General features: G+C 69.3%; 15 protein-coding genes and 2 pseudogenes. 15 read left to right on the top strand and 2 right to left on the bottom strand.

Annotation, left to right across the window (positions count from 1 at the left end; translation table 11 throughout):
* The first annotated feature begins 65 nt into the window (after positions 1-65).
* The 8 genes and pseudogenes from pdhA (at position 66) to EVS83_RS08165 (ending at position 6,819) form a co-directional block, all read left to right on the top strand.
* Positions 66-1,139, top strand: a complete 1,074-nt coding sequence (gene pdhA, locus EVS83_RS08200; RefSeq protein WP_133500560.1) for a pyruvate dehydrogenase (acetyl-transferring) E1 component subunit alpha — start codon at positions 66-68, stop codon at positions 1,137-1,139.
* A complete protein-coding gene (locus EVS83_RS08195; RefSeq protein WP_133500559.1) occupies positions 1,136-2,140 on the top strand; it encodes an alpha-ketoacid dehydrogenase subunit beta in 1,005 nt (334 codons plus the stop codon). The genes pdhA and EVS83_RS08195 overlap by 4 nt, the downstream gene beginning before the upstream one ends.
* A pseudogene (locus EVS83_RS08190) lies at positions 2,140-2,472 on the top strand (SH3 domain-containing protein); the annotation flags it as partial. The gene EVS83_RS08195 and the pseudogene EVS83_RS08190, both read left to right, overlap by 1 nt.
* Entirely contained in the window at positions 2,470-2,847 is a 378-nt protein-coding gene (locus tag EVS83_RS08185) for a cupin domain-containing protein (RefSeq protein ID WP_133500634.1), read from the top strand. The pseudogene EVS83_RS08190 and the gene EVS83_RS08185, both read left to right, overlap by 3 nt.
* A gap of 27 nt (positions 2,848-2,874) precedes the next feature.
* The gene (locus EVS83_RS08180; RefSeq protein WP_133500558.1) at positions 2,875-4,314 is read left to right on the top strand and encodes a dihydrolipoamide acetyltransferase family protein; all 1,440 of its coding nucleotides are present in this window, start codon (positions 2,875-2,877) and stop codon (positions 4,312-4,314) included.
* A gap of 198 nt (positions 4,315-4,512) precedes the next feature.
* Positions 4,513-4,899, top strand: coding sequence for a VOC family protein (locus tag EVS83_RS08175; RefSeq protein WP_133500557.1), 387 nt, complete (start codon positions 4,513-4,515; stop codon positions 4,897-4,899).
* A 122-nt stretch (positions 4,900-5,021) separates the two neighbouring features.
* Entirely contained in the window at positions 5,022-6,002 is a 981-nt protein-coding gene (locus EVS83_RS08170; RefSeq protein ID WP_133500556.1) for an alpha/beta hydrolase, read from the top strand.
* 67 nt (positions 6,003-6,069) lie between these two features.
* On the top strand, positions 6,070-6,819 hold the full coding sequence (locus EVS83_RS08165) for a tetratricopeptide repeat protein (protein ID WP_133500555.1): 750 nt from the start codon (positions 6,070-6,072) through the stop codon (positions 6,817-6,819).
* 10 nt (positions 6,820-6,829) lie between these two features.
* On the opposite strand, the gene EVS83_RS08160 is transcribed toward EVS83_RS08165, so the two are convergent.
* A complete protein-coding gene (locus tag EVS83_RS08160; RefSeq protein WP_133500554.1) occupies positions 6,830-8,194 on the bottom strand; it encodes a glutamate--cysteine ligase in 1,365 nt (454 codons plus the stop codon).
* A 132-nt stretch (positions 8,195-8,326) separates the two neighbouring features.
* Here EVS83_RS08160 and EVS83_RS08155 point away from each other — a divergent pair, with 132 nt between their 5' ends.
* From EVS83_RS08155 to EVS83_RS08145, 3 genes are all read left to right on the top strand, one after another.
* Complete coding sequence (locus EVS83_RS08155; protein ID WP_166636840.1) at positions 8,327-9,994, top strand: peptide ABC transporter substrate-binding protein; 1,668 nt, start codon at positions 8,327-8,329, stop codon at positions 9,992-9,994.
* A gap of 2 nt (positions 9,995-9,996) precedes the next feature.
* Positions 9,997-10,692: a VIT1/CCC1 transporter family protein gene (locus EVS83_RS08150; RefSeq protein ID WP_133500552.1), complete on the top strand. Its 696-nt coding sequence runs from the start codon at positions 9,997-9,999 to the stop codon at positions 10,690-10,692.
* 148 nt (positions 10,693-10,840) lie between these two features.
* The gene (locus EVS83_RS08145) at positions 10,841-11,767 is read left to right on the top strand and encodes an ABC transporter permease subunit (protein ID WP_133500551.1); all 927 of its coding nucleotides are present in this window, start codon (positions 10,841-10,843) and stop codon (positions 11,765-11,767) included.
* On the opposite strand, the gene yihA is transcribed toward EVS83_RS08145, so the two are convergent.
* On the bottom strand, positions 11,759-12,403 hold the full coding sequence (gene yihA / locus EVS83_RS08140) for a ribosome biogenesis GTP-binding protein YihA/YsxC (protein WP_133500550.1): 645 nt from the start codon (positions 12,401-12,403) through the stop codon (positions 11,759-11,761). The two genes, EVS83_RS08145 and yihA, sit on opposite strands and share 9 nt — an antisense overlap.
* Positions 12,404-12,536: 133 nt before the next feature.
* Here yihA and EVS83_RS08135 point away from each other — a divergent pair.
* The 4 genes and pseudogenes from EVS83_RS08135 to EVS83_RS08120 all read left to right on the top strand — a co-directional run.
* A pseudogene (locus EVS83_RS08135) lies at positions 12,537-13,322 on the top strand (c-type cytochrome); the annotation flags it as partial.
* Positions 13,323-13,567: 245 nt separating this feature from the next.
* Complete coding sequence (locus EVS83_RS08130) at positions 13,568-14,212, top strand: thiol:disulfide interchange protein DsbA/DsbL (protein ID WP_133500548.1); 645 nt, start codon at positions 13,568-13,570, stop codon at positions 14,210-14,212.
* Between the two features lie 27 nt (positions 14,213-14,239).
* Positions 14,240-14,926, top strand: coding sequence for a thiol:disulfide interchange protein DsbA/DsbL (locus EVS83_RS08125; protein ID WP_133500547.1), 687 nt, complete (start codon positions 14,240-14,242; stop codon positions 14,924-14,926).
* A 100-nt stretch (positions 14,927-15,026) separates the two neighbouring features.
* Positions 15,027-15,832, top strand: an 806-nt coding sequence (locus EVS83_RS08120) for a thiol:disulfide interchange protein DsbA/DsbL (protein WP_133500546.1), incomplete at its 3' end; no start/stop codon positions are given.

Genomic DNA, 15,832 nt, shown 5'->3' with positions numbered 1-15,832 from the left:
GCGCAATGCCGCTTAACGACCCCCCCGGTAGAATCGTGCGCTTTCCGACGCACCGGACCCCACGGATGACGCTCGCCGCGAGTTTCGAAATCGAATACCTGCAGTACCTCGGACCCGACGGCACGCCCGTCGCGGAAATTCCCGAGGCCTTCCGGGACGCTTCCCAGCTGCTCCCGCTGTTCAAGCAGATGCTGTTCGTGCGCACGTTCGACACCACGGCGATCGCGCTGCAGCGCACCGGCAAGCTCGGCACGTACGCCGCCTGCCTCGGCCACGAGGCCACGCACGTCGGCATCGGCGCGTCGATGCGCCCCGAGGACGTGTTCGCGCCGAGCTATCGCGAATACGGTGCGCAGTTCATGCGCGGCGTCAAACCGCGCGACGTCCTGATGTACTGGGGCGGCGACGAACGTGGCAACGCCTTCGAAGGCCCTAAGAACGACTATCCGTGGTGCGTGCCGATCTCGACGCAGTGCCTGATGGCCTCCGGCGCGGCGCTCGCGTTCAAGCTGCGCAACGAACCGCGTGTGGCGGTGGCCTGCTGCGGCGACGGCGGCTCGTCGAAGACCGACTTCTACGCCGGCCTCAACGCGTCGGGCGCGTTCACCTCGCCGCTCGTGCTCTGCGTCATCAACAACGGCTGGGCGATCAGCGTGCCGCGCGGTGCGCAGACCGGTGCGAAGACGCTCGCGCAGAAGGGCCTCGCCGGCGGCCTGTACTGCCTGCAGGTCGACGGCAACGATCTGATCGCCGTGCTCGAGGCCATGCGTCGCGCCACCGAGCGTGCGCGCAGCGGCCAGGGTGGCAGCGTCATCGAGTTCATGACCTACCGCCTGCACGACCACACCACGGCCGACGACGCGCGTCGCTACCGCGGCGAGCAGGAAGTGAAGGACGCCTGGACGCGCGAGCCCTTCATCCGCCTGCGCAAGTACCTCGTCGACCAGAAGGTGTGGAACGACGACATGGAAAAAGCCTGGATCGAGGAGTGCGGCAAGGTGGTGGACGTCGAGATCAACGCCTACCTCGAAACGCCGGTGCAACCGGTTGAAGCGATGTTCGACTATCTCTACGCCGACATGCCGGAGGATCTCCGCGCGCAACGCGAGTACGCGCTGAGCCTGGAGGGCCGTCGATGAACGCACAGGTCAAGCCCGCCGAGAACGCGATCACGCTGATCGAAGCGATCACGCAGGCGCTCGCGTACGAGATGCGCAACGACGAGAGCGTGCTCGTGCTCGGCGAGGACGTCGGCGTCAACGGCGGTGTGTTCCGCGCCACCGCCGGCCTGCACGCGCAGTTCGGTTCGATGCGCGTCATCGATACGCCGCTCGACGAAACGACGATCGCCGGCCTCACCGTCGGCCTCGCGTCGCAGGGCATGAAGCCGGTCGCCGAAGCGCAGTTCGACGGCTTCATGTATCCGATGGTGGACTTCATCGTCTGCCACGCCGCGCGCATGCGCTATCGCACGCGCGGCCGCCTCACCTGCCCGATGGTGCTGCGCGTGCCGTGGGGCGGTGGCATCCGTGCGCCGGAGCATCACTCCGAAGCGAACGAAGCGATCTTCACCAACGTGCCCGGCCTGCGCGTGGTCATGCCTTCGTCGCCGCAGCGCGCCTACGGCATGTTGCTGGCCGCGATCCGCGACCCGGATCCGGTGATCTTCTTCGAGCCCAAGCGCATCTACCGCCAGTACAAGGAAGTGGTCGCCGACGACGGCGAAGCGCTGCCGCTCGACGTCTGCTACGTGCTGCGCGACGGCACCGACCTCACGCTCGTGACGTGGGGCGCGCAGGTCAAGGAAACGCTGGAAGCCGCGGAGAAGCTCGCGGGCGAAGGCATCAGCTGCGAAGTCATCGACGTCGCCACGCTGCGCCCGCTCGACTTCGCGACGATCGCCGAATCCGTCGCCAAGACCGGCCGCTGCGTGATCGTGCACGAGGCGCCGAAGACCGCCGGCTTCGGCGCGGAAATCGCGGCGCGCCTCGCGGAAGAGTCGATGTTCGACCTGCTCGCACCGGTCGAGCGCGTGACCGGTTACGACACGCACATCCCGCTGTTCCGCCTCGAGATGAAGTACCTGCCGAGCGTCGATCGCATCGTCGCCGCGGCCAAGCGCGCGATGGCGGCCGGCTGATGCGGGCCCGCCTGCTGCGCGACGTCCGCACGCGCTACGCGAACCCGATCGGGTTCCGTCGCGGCGACGTCGTGCAGCTCGGCGCCTGCGACACCGAATGGCCCGCATTCGCGTGGACCACGACGAACGACGGCAACGCGGGGTGGGCGCCGGTCGAATGGCTGCGCCCGCTCGGCGACGGCAGCGCGGAAGCGCTGCGCGACTACAGCGCCCGCGAACTCGACGCCGACAACGGCGACGACGTCGAGCTGCTCGACGAATACGGCGGCTGGTGCTGGGCGCGCGACGCGCACGGCGCCGAAGGCTGGCTCCCGGAGAACGCGTTGCGCATGCCGCCCACACCGAAGGGCGAGAAGCTGTCGCTCGCGGTGAAGCTCGCCGGCATCGACGAGCACTGGTCGCCGCGCGTCATTGCCGAGATGAACGACGTGCAGTTCAAGCTGGTCAAGCTGCACGGCGAATTCGTCTGGCACGCGCACGACACGACGGACGAAACCTTCCTCGTCGTGCGCGGCGAAATGCAGGTCGCGTACCGCGACCACGAAGTGACGTTGCGCGAGGGCGAGATGGTCGTCATTCCGCGCGGCGTCGAACACATCACCCGTGCCGCCGACGAATGCCACGCGCTCATCATCGAGCCGCGCGGCGTCGTCAACACCGGCGACGCGGACAGCGACCTGACGGCGGCCAACGACGTCTGGGTCTGAACCATTACCAGGGAAACGAGTTCCGACATGAGCAACCAGAAGACCTTCCTGCTCCCCGACCTCGGCGAAGGCCTGCCGGACGCGACCATCGTCGAGTGGTACGTGAAGGAAGGCGACACGATCCGACTCGACGACAACCTCGTGTCGATGGAAACCGCGAAGGCCGTGGTCGACGTGCCGTCGCCGGTCTCCGGCAAGGTGCTGAAGCTCGCCGGCGGCGCGGGCGATGTGGTCGTCACCGGCACGATGCTCGCGATGTTCGAGATCGATCCGTCGATGCCGCAGCGCGCCGAGGGCCAGGACACCGGCCATCACCACGGCGGCGGACATGCGGCCGAAACTCACGGCGGCGCAGGCACCGAAACCGCGGCGCCGGGCCCGGGCCACAAGGTCATCGCGTCCGACGAAGGCGGCGTGCTTCGTGACGACGCGAAGCCGGCACCGAAGGGCGAGCCGGCCGGCGAACGTGCCGACGCGGGCACCGTCGTCGGTGCCATGCAGTCGTCGGATGCGGTGCGCAGCGAAGCGGCGGTCGCGGTCGGCGGCGTCAAGGCGATGCCGGCGGTGCGCGCGCTCGCGCGCAAGATGGGCGTCGATATCACGCGCGTGCGTCCGAGCGGCGCCGACGGCGTGGTGACGATGGAGGACGTGAAGCGCGCCGCGGCGGATGGTTCCGCGCGTGCGGGTGCGGGCGGTGGTGCGCCGCGCGCGGCCGATCGCGCCGCGATGGCGGCCGCGCCGGTGCAACAGGCGCCACAGGCCGCGCAGCGCAGCACCATGTCGCAGTCGGGCAAGCCCATGCGCACGCAGCCGCCGGGTGTCACCGCCAGCGGCCAGCCGGAACAGCTCAAGGGCGTGCGCCGCAACATGGCGCGCGTCATGGCCGACGCGCACAGCAAGGTCGTGCCGACGACGCTCGTCGACGACGCCGACCTGCACGCCTGGATCGGCAAGCAGGACATCACCGCGCGCCTCGTGCGTTCGATCGTCGCTGCCTGCAAGGCGGTGCCGGCGCTCAACGCATGGTTCGACGGCGACAGCCTGACGCGCACGATGCACCCGCACGTCGACATCGGCATCGCCGTCGACACCGACGATGGCCTGTTCGTGCCGGCGCTGCGCAATGCCGACATGCTCGACGGCAACGGCGTGCGCCAGGCGATCCAGCGCCTGCGTGCGCAGGTCGGCGATCGTTCGATCCCGCCGAGCGAGCTGTCGGGTTACACCATCTCGCTGTCGAACTTCGGCATGTTCGCCGGCCGCTACGCGACGCCGGTCGTCGTGCCGCCGTGCGTCGCGATCATCGGCGCGGGCAAGCTCTGCCACGACGTGGTCGCGGTGATGGGCGGCATCGAAGTGCACCGCCGCATGCCGATCTCGCTGACGTTCGACCACCGGGCCTGCACGGGCGGCGAAGCGGCCCGTTTCCTCAAGGCGCTGCTCGACGACCTGTCGCTGCCGCAGTAACGCATCACGGGGCAAATACGGACGGGCGCCTTCGGGCGCCCGTTTTCGTTCGCGGTAATGGAACGTCGCAATAGCTGGAGAGCGATGCGTACGTATCGCCGGACCGTATGTCGTATCGCGGCCGTGCAGGACGACGAACGACGCGCGCATCGCGATGCCGTCGGACTACGCTGCGAATTCCCCACTTGGAGATTCGCCGTGGCCCATCGCAGCCGTCTCGCTGGTTTCATCATCGACTGCAACACGCCCGACCTCGACACCGCGGCGCGCTTCTGGAGTGCCGCGCTCGGCTGCACGGTCGACCCCGAACCGGCCGGCGACGCCACCGCTGAATACGTCAATTTCAATGACACGCCCGGCGCGCTGCACATCGAAGTGCAGAAGGTCGACCACCCCTCGCGCGTGCATCTCGACATCGAGTCCGACGACGTCGACGCCGAAGCCGCGAGACTCGAAGCGCTCGGCGCGAAGAAGATCGCGTTCGTGAAGCGCTGGTGGGTAATGGAATCGCCGACGGGCCAGCGCTTCTGCGTGGTGCGGATGCGCGACGAGCCGGGGCGGCATCCGGCGAAGGAGTGGCCGTAAGCCGCTGCGCTCGTTTGGCTGTCGGTGACGCGGCCGATTCGCAACGGGACGCGTACCGACGACGACGCACAGCACGCGACCGCTCACATCGCAACCGAAACCAGCCTGCGGAGTAACCCGCCATGCTGAAGAAGGTTCTCGCACTTCTCGCCGTCCTTGTTCTCGCGGTTGTCGTCATCGCGACCTACGTGAGCCCATGGCCGAGCGTGCTCGTCATCCGCGCCGTGTTCGACCGCGGCGCCGAGCAGGCGTCCACTGCGCTCGCGCCGTACGTACCGCATGACGTCCGCGTTACGTCCGGCCTCGTCTACGACACGACGGACCGCGATGCGCGTCTGGACATCTACCGCGGTGCAACGTCGCGATCGGACCGCCCCACCATCGTCTGGTTCCACGGCGGCGGCTTCGTCTCGGGGCGCCGGTCGGACGTCGCGAACTACCTCAAGATCCTCGCCGGCCGCGGATTCACCGTGGTCAACGTCGACTACACCATTGCGCCCGAAGCGACGTATCCGACACCGATCCGCCAGGCAAACCGTGCACTCGCCTACCTCGATGCGAACGGTGCGCGACTCGGCATCAACACGAACAAGCTCGTGCTCGCCGGCGACAGCGCCGGCGCACAGATCGCCGCGCAGACGGCGGCGGTCGTCACCAATCCCGCTTACGCGCGAGCGCTCGGCATCGCGCCGGGCACACGGCCCGGGCGCCTCGCCGGCGCCCTGCTCTACTGCGGCGTGTACGACGTCACATCGATGCGCGGCGGCAACGCACTGCTGCGCTGGTTCGTGCGTTCGACCACATGGGCGTACAGCGGCGAACGCGACGGGCGAAGCAAGGATCGCCTGGCGTCGATGTCCATCGCCCCGCAACTCACGCCCGCCTTCCCGCGCACGTTCATCAGCGCCGGCAATGCCGATCCGCTGGGGCCGCAGTCGGTGGCGATGGCGGACGCGCTGACGCGGCACGGTGTGCCGGTGACACCGCTGTTCTTCCCTGTCGACTACCAGCCGCCGCTGCCGCACGAATACCAGTCCGCACTCGGCACGGCCGCCGGTCGGGACGCACTCGATCGTTCCGTGCAGTGGCTGGCATCCCTCTAGCGCGCGAGATTGGCAGCGCCACCCGACCTGCCTATCCTTGCCCGGGGGACAATTCGGGGACACCGCCATGCCGTTTCTCGGCCTCGGCCTGCACGTGCTCATCGCGCTGTATTTCGCCACGCATGCCGTCCGCACCGGACAGGACCGCTACTGGCTGATGATCCTGTTCGCGTTTCCGGGGCTCGGCAGCCTCGTGTACGCGCTGACGATCTGGCTGCCGCAGGCGCGTCATGCACCCGAAGTGCGCGCCGCGACCAAGGGCGTGCAGCGCATCCTCGACCCCGATCGCGAACTGCGGTTCGCGCAGGAAGATTTCGACGCCTCGCCGACCACCGCGCATCGCGTGCGTCTCGGCAGCGCGCTCCTCGCAAAGGGACGCGCCGAAGAAGCCGCCGCGCATCTCGAACGCGCGGCGACGGGCGTGCATGCGGACGACCCGGACATCCGCGTGCGCCTCGCGGAAGCCTGGCTCGCCTGCGGACGCGCACGCGAAGCGCGTGAGCAGCTCGACGAGGTGATCCGCAAGCATCCCGAGTACCGCTCGCCGCGCGGCCACCTCGCCTATGCGCGCGCGGTTGCTGCCGAGGGCGATCGCGACAAGGCGCGCCACGAGTTCGACACGCTGACGAGCTACAGCGGCGACCTCGACGTCCATGCCGAATACGCGAGCACGCTGGTCGGCTGGGGTGACGAGACGCATGCGCGCGAGATCTGCGAGCAGGCGCTGCGTCGCATCAAGCGCATGCCCGCGTATCAGCGCCGCCTGTATCGCGACGCCACGTCACGCATGAAGAAGCTGCTGGCGGAAACGCGCTGACGCGGTCGCGTCAGTACGCAAACTCGCGGAACACCGGGTCGACGCTGCCGCCCCACGCGCTGTCGAACAGCTCGAGCTTGCGTTCGGCGGCGGTGACGCCTGATTCGACGATCTCGACCAGCGGCGCGAGGAAGATGGATTCGTCCGCGCCGTTGCCATTGAGGCGCGCACGACGCTGCAGGCCCGCGGCGGCGATCTTCACCGCTTCGCGCGCCAGATCCAGCGCGGTGCCGTTGCGGAACGGCAGTTTCAACGCGTGGCGCGGCACGCCGTCGCGCAGCGCGTGCTGCTCCTCGATCGTGAAATCCTTGACGAGATCCCAGGCGGCATCGAGCGAGGCATCGTCATACAGCAGGCCGACCCAGAACGCCGGAAGCGCGCAGATGCGATTCCACGGGCCGGAATCGGCGCCACGCATCTCGAGGTACTTCTTTAGGCGCACTTCCGGGAACGCGGTCGTCGAGTGATCGGCCCAGTCCTTCAGCGTCGGGCGGTTGCCCGGGCACGCCGGCAGGCGGCCGTCGAGGTAGTCGCGGAACGACTGGCCGCTCGCATCGATGTACGTGCCATCGCGGTAGACGAAGTACATCGGCACGTCGAGCAGGTAGTCGACGTAACGCTCGTAGCCGAAGCTGTCGTCGAACACGAAATCGAGCAGGCCGGTGCGGTCGGCGTCGGTATCGGTCCAGATGTGCGAGCGGTACGAGAGATACCCGTTCGGCTTGCCTTCGGTGAACGGCGAGTCGGCGAACAGTGCGGTCGCGATCGGCTGCAGCGCGAGCGACACGCGGAACTTCTTGACCATGTCGGCTTCGCTGCCGACATCGAGGTTGACCTGCACCGTGCACGTGCGCGTCATCATGTCGAGGCCGAGCGATCCGACCTTCGGCATGTACTCGCGCATGATCTTGTAGCGGCCCTTCGGCATCCACGGCATCTCGTCGCGACGCCACTTGGGCTGGAAGCCCATGCCGAGGAAACCCAGGCCCATCGGCTCGGCGACCTCGCGCACTTCGCGCAGGTGCGTGCCCGTTTCGCGGCAGGTCTCGTGGAGGTCGACGAGAGCGGCGCCGGAGAGTTCGAGCTGGCCGGCAGGTTCGAGCGAGACCGACGCGCCGTCTCGGCTCAGCGCGATCACGCGGCCCTTCTCCTCCACCGGCGCCCAGCCGAAGCGCGTCAGGCCCTTGAGCAGCGCCTCGATGCCGCGATCGCCGTCGAAGGTAGGCGGACGCAGGTCGTCGGTGCGGAAGCCGAACTTCTCGTGCTCGGTGCCGATCCGCCAGTCCTCGCGCGGGCGCACGCCGGAGGCGAGGTAATCGACGAGCTGCGCCCGCGATTCGATCTCGACATCGGCCACCTGGCTGGGTCCGGACACATGCACCTCGACGCGTCCCGCGGCGCGGGAGGGCGGCCAGTCTAGCGGTCGGCGGCGACGGCGGACGTCGCGCCCGCAGGGCGTCAGCGTTGCGCGCATGAAGCGGCGGTGCGCCCGCCTAGAATGGCCGCGATGCCCCGATTCCGACCTTCCCGCCCGTGGCCCGCCCTCGCGCTCGCCATGCTGCTCGCGACCGGCGCGCAGGCGGCGACGCTCGAACGCGGCAACGGGCCGGAGCCGTCGACGCTCGACGCGCACAAATGCCAGGAGGTCGCCTGCGGCAATGTGCTGCGCGATCTCTACGAAGGCCTGGTGACCGAAGACGCCGGGGGCCGGCTGGTGCCGGGCATGGCCCGGACATGGTCGACCTCGCCCGATGGCCGCACATGGACCTTCGTGCTGCGCGACGGCCTGCGCTGGAGCAACGGCGAGCCGCTGGATGCGCCGCAGATCGTCGCGAGCTTTCGTCGCGCGTTCGCGCCGATGACGGCCGCGCCGTTCGGCGAACTGTTCGAGGCGCTCCACAACGCGAAGGCCGTGCAGGCGGGCGACCTGCCGCCGAGCGCGCTCGGCGTCGACGCGCCGGATGCGCGCACCGTCGCCTTTCATCTCGATCGAAGCGCACCGCTGCCCGCGCTGCTGACGTTGCCGATCGCGTTTCCCGTGTACCTGCCGGCGGTCGAAACGTTCGGCGCGCAGCACACGCGACCGGGCACGCTCGTCAGCAACGGCGCGTATCGGCTCGCTGCGTGGACGCCGCAGGCGAATCTCGTCGTCGAACGCAATGCGCGCTTCCACGACGCCGCGAACGTCGCCATCGACCGCGTCCGCTTCCAGGTGACGGAGGATGCCGCTGCCGAACTGCAGCGCTTCGCCGCAGGCGACCTGCACCTCACCGAGGTCGTGCCGCCGCAGCCGCTGGCGTCGTTGCGCGCGCGCTTCGGATCGCGACTGCGCCTGTCGCCGTACCTCGGGTCGTTCTGGCTCGGCATCAACACCACGCATGCGCCGTTCAAGGATGGTGACTGCGCCCGCGTTGCGGCACCGCGCGGCGTCGATGCATCGCGGGGCCTATCGCCCCTGCGCGACGGTTGCCTCGATCGTGGCCACGCGCTGCGTCGCGCACTGTCGATGGCGATCGATCGCGAGCTGCTGGTGAGCCGCGTGACCGGGCTCGGGGAGCGCGCGGCGTACGGCATCGTGCCGCCGGGCATCGCGGGTTACACGCCGGCGTCGACGACCTGGTCGCGCGTGTCGCAGGCCGAGCGGGAAAAGCAGGCTCGCCTGCTCTATCGCGCTGCCGGTTACAGCGACGCGCGTCCCCTGGAGATCGAGCTGCGCTACAACACGTCGACGCCGCATCGACGCCTCGCGCTCGCCGTGGCCGCGATGTGGCGCCAAGTGCTCGGGGCGCACGTGCGCCTGCGCAATGAGGACTGGAAGGTGTTCGTGGGCAACCGCAAGCAGCGTGTGATCACACAGGTGTTCCGCGGCGGCTGGATTGCCGACGTGCCGGACGCGCGCAACTTCCTCACCGCATTCGAAAGCGATGGTCCGTTGAACTGGACCGGCTGGCAGGACAAGGGCGTCGTCGATCGTCTGCATCGCGCGGATGCCGCGAAGAACGAGGTCGCGCGCAATGCATGGCTGCATGCCGCGGAAACGCGCCTGCTGCAGGGCGATGCGGTGGTTCCGCTGTATTTCTACAGTTCCAAGCATCTGGTCGATGCGCGCGTGCGCGGCTTCGAGGCCAACGCGCTCGATCATCACGCCAGCCGCTGGATGCATCTGACGGAGTGACCATGCGCGGCCGCCATCGCGAAGTCCATCGCAGTCATCGCGCGGGCTGGCTCCGCGCCGCCGTGCTGGGTGCGAACGACGGCATCGTCTCGGTGTCGGGGCTGGTGGTCGGTGTCGCGGCGAGCGGCGCATCGCCCGCTGCCGTGCTGGCGAGCGGCATCGCCGGCGTGGTGGCCGGCGCGATGTCGATGGCGGCGGGCGAATACGTGTCCGTGCAGTCGCAGGCCGACACCGAGGCGGCCGACCTCGCAAAGGAACGCCGTGAGCTCGCGGAGGAGCCGGAGAGCGAACTGCGCGAACTCGCGATGATCTGGGAGCGACGCGGCCTCGACGGCGAACTCGCGAAGCAGGTCGCAGAACAACTCACCGCGCACGACGCGCTTGCGAGCCATGCGCGCGACGAACTCGGTATCACCGAGACGCTGCGCGCGCGGCCACTGCAGGCGGCGCTCGCGTCCGGCGCGGCGTTCATCAGCGGTGCCGTCCTGCCGATCGTCGCGACATTGCTCGCACCGGCATCGCGTGTGGAAGTGGTCACGATCTCGGTGACGTTGCTTGCACTGACGGCGTCCGGCGCGCTCGCTGCGTGGGCGGGCGGCGCGCCGATGCTCCGCGGTGCGTTGCGCGTGGTGGGCTGGGGTGCGGCCGCGATGATCGCGGCGTCGCTGATCGGGCGCGCGGCGGGCGTCGCGTTGTGAGCGTGTCGCTGACAGGCAGCGGTGGCATCGAAACGGTGCGCACAAAGATGCATGGGGCAGCATCGCAACCGGACGCCATGGGCTGCTTTGCGCCGTCCGTCGCGGATTGGCGAACGACCGCCTACGTGCGTACGCGGGCGACGACACGATGACCCGCGCCCCTCGCCTCGTCTCCGCATTCGTCGAAGCCCTGCTCACGCTGTGGCTGCTCGCGACGCTGTGCTTCGTGCTGCTGCACGCGGCGCCCGGTGGGCCGTTCGACACGGAAAAGGCCGCGCCGCCCGAAGTCCAGGCCGCGCTCGCCGCGCAGTACCGTCTCGATCGTCCTGCGATCGCGCAGTACGGCGCGTGGCTCGGCGATGTCGCGCGCGGCGACCTCGGCCCGTCGTTCCAGTACCCCGACTACCGCGTCTCGCAACTCGTCGCGCAGGCGCTACCGGTGTCCGCGCTCAATGGCGGTCTCGCGCTGCTGCTCGCGTTGGCGCTTGGTATTCCGTTGGGCGCAATTGCGGCGACTCGCGCGGGCGGTGCGATCGATCGCGTGGTCATGGCCGTCGCCGGGCTCGGACTCGCGGTGCCGAAGTTCGTCGTCGCGCCAATGCTCGTTCTGTTGTTCGCCGTCACCCTGCACTGGTTGCCGGCCGGTGGCTGGGGCGATGCGCGCAACGTCGTGCTGCCGGTAATCGCGCTCGCGTTGCCGAACATCGCCTACTGCGCACGCCTGATGCGGGCGTCGCTGCTCGAAACGCTGTCGGCCGACTATCTGCGCGCGGCACGTTCGCGCGGGCTGTCGCCGATACGCGTGCTGCTCGCGCATGCGATGCCGCCGGCACTCTTACCGGTGATCGCGTGGCTCTCGCCCGCACTCATCAACATCGTCACCGGCTCGGCGGTGGTCGAACAGGTGTTCGGCATCCCCGGCATGGGCCGCTACTTCGTGCAGGGCGCGCTGAATCGCGACTACACGCTGGTGTTGGGCGTCGTGCTCGTGGTCGGTGCGGCGATCGTGCTGATCAACGCGGTGGTCGATGCGCTGCGCGCGTGGATCGACCCGCGCCTGGCCACGTCAGCCTGAGGTCGGCTGCGCCGCATCGAACTGCAGCCAGTTCGCGATGACTCCACGCGCCTCGTCGACACCCTGCTTCGACTCGCCCGAAAACACCTGGGCGCCGACGGTGTCCCCGAAGCGGCTCGACAGCTCCTTGCGCACCGCCATCAGCGCCTGCGTCTGCTGGCCGCGTCCCAGTTTGTCGGCCTTGGTCAGCAGCGCATGCGCCGGCAGGCCGCGGTTCACCGCGTAGCCGAGCATCTGCAGGTCGTAGTCCTTGAGCGGATGGCGGATGTCCATGATGACCATCAGCCCCTTCAGCGCCTCGCGGGTCGTGAAGTAGCGGTCGATGAAGGCCTGCCAGTGCGCCTGCAGGTCCTTGGGCACCTTGGCGTAGCCGTAGCCGGGGAGGTCGACCAGGTAGCGATTCGACGGCGGCTCGTCGCGCTTGGGCTCGAAGTCGAAGAAGACGAGCTGCTGGGTGCGGCCGGGCGTCTTGGAGACGCGGGCGAGCGAGCCCTGCTGGCAGATGGCGTTGAGCGCGGTGGACTTGCCCGCGTTGGAGCGGCCCGCGAAGGCGACCTCGAAGCCGCCGTCGGGCGGCAGCTGGCCGATGTTGTGCGCCGACAGCATGTACCGGGCGCGCTGGAAAGGGTTCGACATGCGACAAGGATCGCATGCCGGCCGCCCGGACCCGCGTCGCCGCGTTGACCCACTACCCAGCCGCCGCGGATAATTCCGCGGTTCCGGCGCCCGTTCGCGGCGCCACCCTTGCGTTTCTCCGGAGCTTCCTCGCATGCGCCATGCCCGCGTCTACGGCCTTGTCGGCCTCGCCGCCCTCGCGGTCGCCGCCGCCGCCGTCGCCGTCGCCCAGACCACGGTGACCCCGGTCCCGGACAAGGCGCCGGTGCAGGTCGCGCCGCTCGCCGCGGAGCACGCGACGTGGGGCGATCCGAAGAAAGGCCAGCAGAAGGCCGGCGCCTGCGCCGCCTGCCACGGCCTCGACGGCAACCCGAGCGTCGCGACCTACCCGCGCCTCGCCGGCATGCCGGAGCGCTACGTCGCCCAGCAGCTCGAGCTGTTCACGGCGCAGCAGCGCACCACGGGCATGGCGTCGGTGATGTATCCGATCGCGGCCGTGCTGTCGGCGCAGGACATGCGCGACCTCGGCGCGTGGTTCCAGACGCAGAAGGCCGGCGCCGGCATCGCCGACGACACCGCGATCGCGGCGGGCCCGAACGCGGGCAAGAAGTACTACCAGGTCGGCGAGACGCTGTTCCGCGGCGGCGACAAGGCGCGCGGCATCCCGGCGTGCATGGCGTGCCACGGCGCGGCCGGCCAGGGCAACCCGGGCCCGGCGTATCCGGCGCTGTCCGGCCAGCAGGCCGACTACGCCAAGCGTCGCCTCGAGGAATACCGCACGGGCACCGGCGCGCCGCCGACCTACAAGAACTTCCACATCATGGCGTCGATCGCGTCCAAGCTGACGGACGAGGAGATCGGTTCGCTGGCCAGCTACATCCAGGGCCTGCACAACCGCGCGAACGACGCCGGCGCGCAGGCTTCGGCCGCCGCCGCGCCGACGGCCACGGTCTCGACGCCCGCCGCAGCTGCTCCGGCACCGACGATGGTCGCGCCGACCAGCATCCCGGCGCAGACGACCGCGCCGGTGCAGCCGGCTTCGAAGGCCGCCACGCCGGCCGCGACACCGAAGCAGGGCTGAACTTCGCGCCGGCCGGCTGGTCCGATGTGACCGGCTGACCGTACCCTCGACGCCGGCCGTGCCATGCGCGGCCGGCGTTTTCGTATCCGCTTCCCGGGTTCCCGATGAACTTCCTGATCCGCTTCGCCGCCGTCGCCCTGCTCGCACTGCCGCTCGCCACCGTCGCCGCACCGCGTACGCCGGTGCAGGGCGAGGATTACGAAGTCCTCGAGACCGCCGCGCCCTACCAGCCGGTGAAGGGCACCGTCGAAGTCGCCGAAGTGTTCGGCTATCCCTGCCCGCACTGCGCGCATTTCGAGCCGGTGCTCGAAAGCTGGGTGCGCACGCTGCCGAAGCAGGCGCGCTTCGTCGCCGTGCCGGCGGACTTCCGCAGCGACTGGATCCCCTACGCGCGTGCCTACTTCGCCGCGCAGAACCTCGGCGTGGCGCAGCGCACGCATGCGGCGATGTACGCCGCGCTGCATACCGACGAGACGCTGCCGCTGAGCGGCGCGGCGCCGGACGAGATCGCGACGTTCTACCAGCGCTACGGCATTGCGCCGGCCAAGTTCATCGCCGCGTACAACGCGCCCGCCGTCGACGCGCAGATGAAGCGCGCGCACGACTTCATCGTGCGCAGCCAGGTCGACGGCACGCCGACGCTGATCGTCGCCGGGCGCTACAAGGTGACGTCGGATACGCGCGACGGCCAGCTCGCCACTGCGTTGTGGCTGGTGCAGCGCGAGATCGCGTCCGCCGCACGTCGATAATCACTGCCTTCGTTTCGGAGCCTTCGCATGATTCGTCGTTCGATCCTCATCTTCGCGCTCGTCGGAGCCGCGGCGCTCGTCGGCTGCGAGAAGGTCGAAAAGCCCAAGCCGACCCCGACGCCTGCGCCTCAATGGCTGATGGCGAACGTCGAGGAAGGCCGCGACTACGTCGCAATCAAGGACGGCACGCCGTTCGAAGCCGCGCCGGGCAAGATCGAAGTCGCCGAAGTCTTCGGCTACACGTGCCCGCATTGCGCGCACTTCGAGCCGCTGGTCGAGGCGTGGCGCGGAAAGCAGAAGGACGACGTCAAGTTCGTTGCCGTACCCGCGCCGTTCGGCAACTGGTGGATGCCGTACGCCAAGGCGTACTACGCCGCACAGGAACTCGACCTCGCCGACAAGACGCATACCGCGATGTTCAACGCGATCCACGTCGACCGCAGCCTGCCGGGCGCGCCGAACACCGCGACCGATCAGCAGATCGCGCAGTTCTACGCACGCTTTGGCGCCGACGCGACCGAGTTCGCCCGGCGTATGGAAAGTGCTCCTGTGCAGATGAAGCTGCAGCGCGCCAATGCATTCATCGAACGTACCGGCACCGACGGCACACCGACGATGATTGTCGACGGCAAATACCGCGTGACCGGCGCGTCGCCCGAAGACACGCTGCGGATCGTCGACGCCCTCGTCGCGCGCGAACGCGCGGCGCACTGACGTCGACATCGCGTAATCAATCGCCGCGAACCCCGCGGCTATGCTGTTCCCATCGACCGGCGGGCCGCACGCCCGCCGCTTCCGCAAGGAGATCGTCCCGATGCTGACCCGTTCGTTCCCGCGCCTCGCGGTGCTGCGTTATCCGCTGGTGCTCGCCGTCGCGCTGATGGCCACCGCCTGCGGCAAGGGCACCGACACCGCCGCGCCCGCCGCGTCGTCGACACCGGCCTCGACCGCCGCCGCGCCTGCGAACGCCGCGGCGACGCCGGCTGCCGCCACGACGCCCGCGGCGACCCGTCAGCCGGGTCCGATCGTGCCGCCGCAGGGTCCGCCGCCGGTACTGGGCACCGACTACGAAGAGATCGCCGGCGGCCAGCCGTGGCAGCCGGAGCCGGGCAAGATCGAGGTGGTCGAGGTGTTCGGCTACGTCTGCCCGGCCTGCGCGCGCTTCGCGCCGACCGTCGAGCCGTGGCACATGAAGCTTCCGGCCGACGTGAACTTCCACTACGTGCCGGCGCCGTTCGGCCCCGAGTGGGATCCGTACGCGAAGGCGTACTACGTGTCCGAGCAGCTCGGGCTGGTCGACAAGACGCACATGGCGCTGATCGACGCGATCCACGTCAAGGACACGATGCCGGGTGAGGGCGATCCGCCGGATGAGCAGAAGATCGCGAACTTCTACGCGCAGTATGGTGCGAACGCGCAGCAGTTCCTCGACATGATGCACAGCTTCGCCGTGGCCACGAAGGTCAACCAGGGACGCCAATGGATGACGAAGGCGGGCGTGACCGGCACGCCGACGATCGTGGTCGACGGCAAGTACCGCGTCACCGGCGGCAAGAGCTATGAGGACGTGCTGCGCATCGCCGATCACCTGATCGCGATGGAGCGCGCGGCGATGCAGGG

The sequence above is a fragment of the Cognatilysobacter terrigena genome (assembly GCF_004361065.1).
Taxonomy (GTDB): Bacteria; Pseudomonadota; Gammaproteobacteria; order Xanthomonadales; family Xanthomonadaceae; genus Cognatilysobacter; species Cognatilysobacter terrigena.
This window is presented reverse-complemented; position numbering and strand designations above follow the sequence as displayed.